Source organism: Janthinobacterium sp. JF4 (assembly GCF_059617925.1).
The window spans coordinates 83,253-90,489 of record NZ_JCAQAV010000022.1 but is presented as its reverse complement, the minus strand read 5'-3'; the positions used below and the strand labels follow the sequence as shown (position 1 = coordinate 90,489).

Annotated in this window: 5 protein-coding genes; 3 read left to right on the top strand and 2 right to left on the bottom strand. The window is 63.1% G+C overall.

Annotated elements, in window-relative coordinates; translation table 11 throughout:
- Positions 1 to 76 precede the first annotated feature (76 nt).
- A complete protein-coding gene (locus AC54AF_RS17090; RefSeq protein WP_496637505.1) occupies positions 77 to 649 on the bottom strand; it encodes a PRC-barrel domain-containing protein in 573 nt (190 codons plus the stop codon).
- Positions 650 to 843: 194 nt separating this feature from the next.
- Between AC54AF_RS17090 and AC54AF_RS17085 the strand changes: the two genes are divergently transcribed.
- From AC54AF_RS17085 to AC54AF_RS17075, 3 genes are all read left to right on the top strand, one after another.
- Positions 844 to 2,097, top strand: a complete 1,254-nt coding sequence (locus AC54AF_RS17085) for an extracellular catalytic domain type 1 short-chain-length polyhydroxyalkanoate depolymerase (protein WP_496637504.1) — start codon at positions 844 to 846, stop codon at positions 2,095 to 2,097.
- 309 nt (positions 2,098 to 2,406) lie between these two features.
- The gene (locus tag AC54AF_RS17080) at positions 2,407 to 3,621 is read left to right on the top strand and encodes an MFS transporter (protein ID WP_496637503.1); all 1,215 of its coding nucleotides are present in this window, start codon (positions 2,407 to 2,409) and stop codon (positions 3,619 to 3,621) included.
- An 83-nt stretch (positions 3,622 to 3,704) separates the two neighbouring features.
- On the top strand, positions 3,705 to 5,738 hold the full coding sequence (locus AC54AF_RS17075; RefSeq protein ID WP_496637502.1) for a GNAT family N-acetyltransferase: 2,034 nt from the start codon (positions 3,705 to 3,707) through the stop codon (positions 5,736 to 5,738).
- 51 nt (positions 5,739 to 5,789) lie between these two features.
- Here AC54AF_RS17075 and AC54AF_RS17070 read toward each other — a convergent pair whose 3' ends face one another.
- Entirely contained in the window at positions 5,790 to 7,055 is a 1,266-nt protein-coding gene (locus tag AC54AF_RS17070) for a putative Na+/H+ antiporter (protein WP_496637501.1), read from the bottom strand.
- Positions 7,056 to 7,237 lie beyond the last annotated feature (182 nt).

Genomic DNA, 7,237 nt, shown 5'->3' with positions numbered 1-7,237 from the left:
GGAAAAATATTTGATCCGACCTTGCACGCCGCTTGACGGGGATAACAGTATCTACCCGACCTACCCGACCTAGGTTCTACCTCTCATCATCGCTGAGCGGTGAGCGCGCGCCGTCCTGGCTGCTGCCGATGCCGGCGCGGCTGCCGCTCATGGAGGTGCCCGACATGCTGCCTCCGCTGCCCGATTGCACGCTGGCGCCGCCGCGCAGGTCGCTGCTGGATGGCATGCGGCCCGCTGCCATGGCGCCGCTGCCGTAGCGGGTGCCGCTGCCATAGAACGCTGCCATCTGCTGGTTCCACGCTTCGCTGCCCATGTCGGGCCAGTTGTTCTTGTCGAAGCCGGGGGCGTCTTTCAACTGGCTTTTGTCGACGTCGAGCAGGAAGCGCTTGTTGACGGGGTCCAGGGTCAGGCGTTCCCAGGGCACGGCAAACAGCTTGTCGCCCATGCCCAGAATGCCGCCGAAGGACAGCACGGCATAGGCGATCTGGCCGGTGCGCATGTCGAGCATGATTTCCTTGATGTCGCCCAGCTCTTCGTCGTTATGATTGTAGATATCGTCGCCGATCAGGGTGTCGGCCCCCATCAGGGCCGGCCCCGGGCCGTCGTGGTTGCGGTACATGCCCAGGATGTCGCGGTCCAGATAGCTCATGGTGTTCTCTCCTCTCGTGAAGTACTTGAAGTACTGATCGAACATCCAGATTACGCATGCGTACAAGTTCGCGCTTGATCTGCCTCAATGGTGCCGGCGGCACTTCTATCGGTGTGCAAACGTACGGTGTGGTCAGCCAATTGCGGTACTCTATGCGTTCTACGGAGGAGGCCGCACATGCTGACGATGCAACGATGCAGAGGGATGAACTTGCGGTACGCTCCACGACGGCCAGCACGCGGCTGGTCATGGTAAAGCCCGCCACCAAATGGCTGCGCGGGCTATTGCGCGCCGGTAAGGCGCAGCAGCGCACGGCCAGCAAGCTGGCCAAGGTGCTGTTCGGGCCCGTGCCGGCCAAGCCCACGCCTAAACCTAAACCCCGCAGCAAGCCCGCCGTCAAGACCACGAAGGCGAGTCCCAAGCCGCGCGCCAGGCCCGCCAGCGACGCGCCCTCGCTGGCGCCCTTCGCCACGCCCCTGTCGCCACCGCGCGTGCGCAAGCGAACGGCGCCCCCGCCGGGCAAGTGGCTGGCCGCCCACTATGCGCCGTTGCCGGAGCTGGGGCAGTTGCCGGGCCGGCGCCTGCCGTATTTCCTGTACCTGCCCGAAAAGGCGCCGAGCGCCGCCATGCGCAGCCGTGGCCGGCCGCTGCTGGTGATGCTGCACGGCTGCGAACAGAGCGCCACGCAGTTTGCCGAAGGCACGCGCATGAACCGCCTGGCCGAGCGCAAGGGCTACGCCGTGCTGTATCCGCAGCAATCGCTGCGCTCGCATGCGCGCCGCTGCTGGAAGTGGTACGACAAGCTGACGCAGGAGGGAGGCGGCGACGTGCGCCTGATCGTTGGCGCCATCGAGCAGGTGGCGGCCCGCTATGCGATCGACCGCGCGCGCATCTATATCTGCGGCATTTCCGCCGGTGCCGGCATGGCGCATATCGTGGCCCTGAACCATCCCCATCTGTTTGCCGCGCTGGGCCTGCATTCCGGGCCCGTGTTTGGCGCCGGGCATAACCTGATCGGCGCGCTGGGCGTGATGCAGCATGGCGCTGCCGCCCGTGCCGACGCGGCCATCGATGAAGTGCTGGCGCGCCAGCCTGCGTTTCCCCGCCTGCCCACCATCCTGCTGCAAGGGCTGGCCGACAAGGTGGTGCGGCCCATCAACCAGACGCAGCTGGTGCGCCAGAGCGTGCGCGTCAACCGCTTGCCGGCTGATACCGTGGTGACGGCGCAGCGCCTGCCGGGCGGCGCTGCAGGCGGGCGCAATCCGGCCCATGCGTATGCGCTGCACGACTATCAGGTGGGCAAGGACGTGCTGCTGCGCGTGGCGCAGGTCGAGCACCTCGAGCACGCGTGGAGCGGCGGCGACGCCAGCCTGCCGTTCAACGACAAGGCCAAGCCCGACGCCAGCAGGATGCTGCTCGATTTCTTCGCCAGCCACCACCGCCGATAAGCCAGCGTGCCTGCGCGCCGCAACGGTGCGCAGGCACTGGTACGCTTCGATCTTCCCTTGCTCCGCAGGGCTGCTGCCGCGCGTCGGCACGCTGGCCGCGCCCTTTTCAGTTCAGACTCCGAATGCCTCAGCACCATGGATTTTACTTAAGTGGTATTGCTGCGGTATTTAAAAATTACAAAAACAGGCGCTAAAAATACTAATTGGTATACAATTGGTACACGTTTTCAGTGTGAAACCGTGTCGACCGTCCCATGCCCCGACGGCCGGCATGCACTGACGGCAGCCACCCACGTTACGGAACGCGCCATGTCCATCAAGTCCAAGCAGTTGCTGTGGTTTTTTGCGTTTTTCCTCGTCTTTGAACTGAATATTTATTTGTCGAACGACATGATCATGCCGGCGATGCTGGGTATCGTCGGCGAGTTCCAGGCAGAGGAAAAATTCGTCCCCCTGTCCCTGAGCCTGTATCTGCTGGGTGGCAGTTCCCTGCAGATTTTCCTGGGGCCCTTGGCCGACACCATCGGCAAGCGCAAGCTGGTGTTGACTGGCAATACCTTGTTCCTGCTGGCCACCTTGGCCGTGCCGTTTGCCACCTCGATCGAGCAATTTCTCGCCGCGCGTTTCATCCAGGGCATGGGCTGCTGCTTCATCTTTGTCGGCTATGCCATGATCCATGAACTGTTCGACGACATGGCGGCCGTCAAACTGAGCAGCATCCTGTCGAGCACCACCATCCTCGCGCCCCTTGCCGGCCCCATCCTCGGTAGCGCCATCATCAGCCGGCTGGACTGGCGCTACGTCTTTTTCCTCTCGGGCCTGCTGGCGCTGCTGTCCCTGCTGGGCCTGTTCAAGACCATGCCGCGCGCGGCGCCAGCGCGTGCACATATTGAGCTTGCCGCCATCGTGCGCAGCTACGCGGCCATTTTCAGCAATGGGCGCTTCATGTTCGGCATGTTCACGGCCGGGCTGGCCACCGTGCCCCTGACGGCCTGGATCGGCTTTTCGCCCATCTTCGTGCTGCAGGAAATGGGCGCCTCCTACGCCACGTATATCGCCCTGCAATGCGTGATCTTGTCCGGCTTTGTCTTCAGCAGTATCGCCATCCAGCGCCTGCGCCAGGATTTTCCGCTCGTGCATCTGCTGCGCCTGGGCGGGCTGATCGCGGCCGCCGGCATGCTGGGCGCCGGCGCGGGGCGCCATCACGTCGACGTGTTTGCGGTCTGCATGTTTGTCTATTCCATCGGCTTCGGCCTGTTCAACGGCGCCCTGATCCGCAGCGCGATCACGGCCAGCAAGGAATCGATGACCTTGACGACGGCCGCCATGAGCTTGCTGTACTGCATTTATCTGTCCGCCTGGCTGCAGCTGTACAACGTGCTGTGCCAGCGCTTCGGCTATGCGCTGGAAACGTATGCGCTGCTCAATATCCCCGTCATCGTGGTCATCGCCGCCTGCCTGCTGCTGTTTACGCGGGGCATGGCGGGGCGCCGGGAAAGCGAGGTGCTGCTCGCCCGGCACTGATGGCGCAGCGATGCGCATGTTGTCGACCTTGTTTTACCTCCTGCGAAGTTTATTGACACTCTCCTGCGGAAAATGGTGCGCCCATGAAAATAGATGACCTGGCCTCGAAACACGATCAAGCAAAGATATTCAACCTGGAATACGAGTTTCGCATCAACCGGCTGAAACTCGATTACATCACGCTGGCCGATGTCCGCCCTCCCGGCAGCGACCTGGAGCAACTGGCTGCGGAGCACCAGGCTGGCATCGCCGCCCTGCGCAGCTTCGTCGCGCTGAACTTCAATCATTTCAATGCGGCAAGCTGTTCCTCGCTCAGCTGCATCCCCACGCGCGCGCTGGGCGAGGACGAGCGCTACCTGCACCGCATCTGGATGGGCGGACCGTTGCCGGCCATCGCAGCCGAAGCGATCCAGCAGTGGGGCGCGGCGCTGGAAGCGGTGCGGCACAACGGCGGCGCGCCGTATGTCTCCATCCTGTGGGTGTGGGATGCGCAGCAGCTGTGCAATGACGAGCGCTTCAGCCCCACGGGCGGCGCCGGGCGCTACACGATAGGCCGCTACGCCATCGGCGGCACGACCCTGCATATTAACTCGCTGCGGGCGCTGGCGCTGGACTTTGCGCCGGCCCGCTTCGGCATACTCGATACCCTGCATACGCAGCGCTACTTCGCCACCCTGTCCGATTATTTCCGCATCCTCATCATGTGCGAATACGGCGGCATGTATATGGATGTCGATACGATCCCGCACAATCCGGCGACGATTTTCCTGATGAAGCCGGAAGTGCCCGACTATTTCCAGCGCAGGGACGGTGACAGCGAGGAGCGCCAGCATGTCAGCTGGATGAATCTGTTTCTCGATGAAACGGGCATGCTGATCGCCAAGAAGAACGATGCCGCGCTGCGGGTGATCCAGCGCAATGTGAACCTCGCGTATGCAGGCATCGATGCAGCGGTTCCCCGTTCCTGCCCGCAATTCGAGGCGCAGCTGTTTGGCCAGTTCTATGCCGAATGGAAGAAAAACCTGGGCGTGACCCTGCTCAGCCATGCCGAGTTCTACCAGCGCTACTGCGTGCTGTATGACGGCGCGCGGGAAGCGGTGGCGGGCGGCATCCGCGGCATGCGCTTGCTGGACGATATCATTACCGACATGCACATTCCGCTCAGCGACGAGGAGCGTCGCGCGTATGCGCGCTGCGTGGCGCGGCTCGACGAAATCGGCTGGCAGCTCGACGATCCTTTGAGCCTGCCCGACATCGTCGATGTGTTCGACATCGAGGAAGTGCCGCGCATGGCGTATGCGGCCCAGCTGCGGGCGGACATCGAGCATTTCCACTATTACTCGGTGCTGTCGGACGACCCGCAGCTCGATCGCGTGAATGCCGTCTTTTGCCGCTACCTGCTGGCCCACCGTTCGCAGCATATTGCCACTGGCAATTTCTGGCGTCCCACCGTGGGCCGCCATGGCAGCCGCATGCCGGCCGCCGGCGATGCCGCCCCGTCCGGCGAAGAGGCGCAGGCGGGCCTGCTGTCGCATGCGCCGCTCACGCTGGTGGCGGGCGAATTGCTGGGCGATGAGGCGAAGAACCGCATGGCGAAACTGCTGTTTGCCACCAGTTACCTCGAATACTGCTCGTTCGGCAATAAGCTCAATCTGCAATTTGTCGAATTGCAGCGGCGGCAGAACATCGACCCGTATCTGGCGCACATCCACGGCCTGCATGACGAGGACGGGCGTTTCATCGGCTTTTTCACGGCCGCGACGATGGCCGAGTTCCAGGCTTGCGGCGCCGTCTCGTATTACCGCGATGACATGAAGGCGCTCGACGATGCGTATGACGCATTCGTGCTCGGGCATGCGCGCGCCGACGACTGTTTCGTCAGCAGCCTGGCCATCGATGAAAAATACCGGGGGCAGGGACTGTTCCGGCAGATGTTCCATGAAATCCGCGACCTGGCCAGCCGCAAGGGCTGCGCGCGCATCACTTTGACGGTGTGGGAAAAGAGCGAGGCGCTGCAAGTGTATCTGCACAAGGGTTTTCGCAGCGTGGGCACGTTTGACTATGCCTACAGCCTGTTCTATGACCGGCTGCATTTCCTCGTGTATGAAGGAAACTGAGGAGGGAAACTGAGGGAAGCGGGGGCGGCCGGCAGCCGCCCGTGAGGCAACTTACAAAGCCAGGAAGGCCAGGGCCGCCACGGCCGTCGGCAGCAGGGCGCCCGCCAGCAGGCCGACGGCGCCGATCGATTCATCCTGGAAACCGCGGCGCAGCAGGGATACGCCGGCCGGGTTCGGCGCGTTGGCGATGACGGTCAGGCCGCCACCGGCCACGGCGCCAGCCATCAGCATGTATTTCGCTTCGTCCGTCATGCCGACGATCAGCGAACCGAGGTAGGTGAGGGCCGCATTGTCGGTGATCGCCGTCAAGCCCAGGGCGCCGAAGAACAGGGCCAGCGGCTTCAGGCTCGAGACGATGGGCTGCAGCCACCATTGCTGCATGCCGCCCAGTACCACCAGACCGCCGAGGAAGAAGCCGACCAGCAAACCCTCTTTCAGGATCAGCGGGCTTTGATAGCGGTCATACGCCTGCACGAAGCCGAGGAAGAACAGGAACAGGCCGAAGAACAGCACGGGATGGTGTGCCAGGGCGACCACGCCGCCCAGCACGATCATGTGCACGACGCTGACGGCCAGCGGCACTTTGGGCGCTTCCACTTCGCCGGCCTTCGGCTTGATGTCGGAGGTGTTGCTGTGCAGGTATTTGCGCAGCAGGATGCTCACGCCCGTGGCGTTGACCAGCACGGCGATGGCCGCCTTCCAGCCGAAATGGCTGGCCATGTAGGCGCTATCCCAGTTCCACGTGGTGGCCACCATCAGCACGGGCGGCGCCGCGTACGAGGTGAGGGTGCCGCCGATGGAAACGTTGACGAACAGCACGCCCAGCGCGCCGTATTTCAGCCATTCAGGAATGCCCGGGCGGAAGATTTGCGGCGCCAGCATCAGCGCGGCCAGGGTCATGGCGGCCGGTTCCGTGATCATCGAACCCGTCAGGGGCACGAGCGCCAGGCCCAGCCAGACGAGGGCCAGTTCCGTGCGCAGCGGCATCACGCGCGCCACGCCTTTGAGCAGGCGCTGCACAGCGTCGAGCACGGGGCGCGAGGCGGCCACCACCATGACGACAAAGACGAACAGCGGTTCCGTGTACTGGCGCGACTCGGCATACTCGATGGCCGCATCGCCGCCCGAGACAAAGGCCATGATGATGATCAAAATGAAGGCCCAGAAGCCGAACACGACTTCCACTTCGCCCAGCAAATGCAGCAGGCCTGCATGGCGGGGGTGGCGCTGAGACAATGTTTCAAACGACTTGGCGGCGAAGGTGTGGATGAGGGCAAGGCCGAAGACGATGGCGCTGATGAGTTGGATGGTAGTCAAATGCGTTTCCTTATGGACGGAGGAAGCCGCCCGGTGCATGGCCGAGCGGTAAGGAGAGTGCTTATGGTACAGCAATCGATGCCAAAAACGGGGTTTTTCGGACATGGCGGAATGGCCTCCGGGGAGGCGCTGCGCAGATAAGCCTTGCCAAAAGGGTCGATGGATAGTACTGTATATGCATA

Coding starts and splice junctions, on each gene's coding strand:
- AC54AF_RS17085 (WP_496637504.1), top strand. CDS start 844: ATGCAGAGGGATGAACTTGCGGTACGCTCCACGACGGCCAGCACGCGG.
- AC54AF_RS17075 (WP_496637502.1), top strand. CDS start 3,705: ATGAAAATAGATGACCTGGCCTCGAAACACGATCAAGCAAAGATATTC.
- AC54AF_RS17080 (WP_496637503.1), top strand. CDS start 2,407: ATGTCCATCAAGTCCAAGCAGTTGCTGTGGTTTTTTGCGTTTTTCCTC.
- AC54AF_RS17090 (WP_496637505.1), bottom strand. CDS start 649: ATGAGCTATCTGGACCGCGACATCCTGGGCATGTACCGCAACCACGAC.